A 1,063-nucleotide genomic window follows, 5' to 3' on the forward strand; every position below is an offset into this window, starting at 1 on the left:
TTTAAATATTTTGAAGTTCTTGTCATAAGTGTAGTCTCTCTTTCGTTTACACCTATACAATAAATCTTAAATAGACATCATTAATGTCAGTTATATTAACAAATCACCAATGTATCTGTTAAGCCTTCTTTTTTCATGTTTCACGTTACTTTTCACTTATTCTGAATTAAAATAGAAGTAGATAGTGCAGTGTATAAAAGTGAGGTGATGGTATATATGATAAGCTGTACCATGACTTTAAGGAAAAGACAAATAATAATTCTTACAAAAAATTTATAATTTTGGTAAAATGTCTACAACAACGAGTCTTCTTACAGGATATAATTCCAGTTGTAGAAGGCTCGATTTTTGTATATTAGGAGGTATCTTATGATAATTACAATTACACGTGAATTTGGAAGTGGCGGAAGAACCATTGCCAAAAAATTAGCTGATAAATTAGGCTATGCTTATTATGATTATGAAATTGTGCAACAAATTGCTCAAGAAAGTGGTTTTGCGAAAGAGTATATTGAAGAAAATGGGGAAGATGCATCAAGCACAAGTACATTTGGCTTTATTTGGAATAATTATGGATATAACTTATCGGACGAACTCTATGTTGCGCAAAGAAATGTAATTTGTGAGTTAGCTGATAAAGGCAACTGTGTTATTGTAGGAAGATGTTCAGACTATATTCTTCGTGATCGTAAAGACGTATTAAATGTATTTATTCATGCAGACTTTGAATATCGCAAGAATCGTGTTGTTTCGGTTTATGGACAAAATGAATTTGCGCCAGACAAACGTATCAAAGATAAGGATAAACGTCGTATCGCTTACTATAAATATTACACAGATCGTAAATGGGCTGATGCCAAAAATTATCAATTGTGTTTAGATAGTGGTGTTTTGGGCATTGATAAATGTGTAGAATTAATTGAAAAAGCCATGTAATAGTAGTTACGCATGAAAAATAAAATGGCTTAAATAAACAAAATCGGAAACTCTATTAAAGAATTTCCGATTTTTTTTATGGGTTGAGAAGGCAATATTAAAAACATCGACAGATTAGCGTTTCTTT

At 31.0% G+C, this 1,063-nt stretch carries 1 protein-coding gene; it reads left to right on the plus strand.

What is annotated here, in order from left to right; genetic code table 11:
• Nucleotides 1-369 precede the first annotated feature (369 nt).
• Entirely contained in the window at nt 370-936 is a 567-nt protein-coding gene (locus tag FYJ55_RS10740) for a cytidylate kinase-like family protein (RefSeq protein ID WP_154556812.1), read from the plus strand.
• Nucleotides 937-1,063 lie beyond the last annotated feature (127 nt).

The sequence above is a fragment of the Holdemanella porci genome (assembly GCF_009696075.1).
GTDB lineage: Bacteria > Bacillota_I > Bacilli_A > Erysipelotrichales > Erysipelotrichaceae > Holdemanella > Holdemanella porci.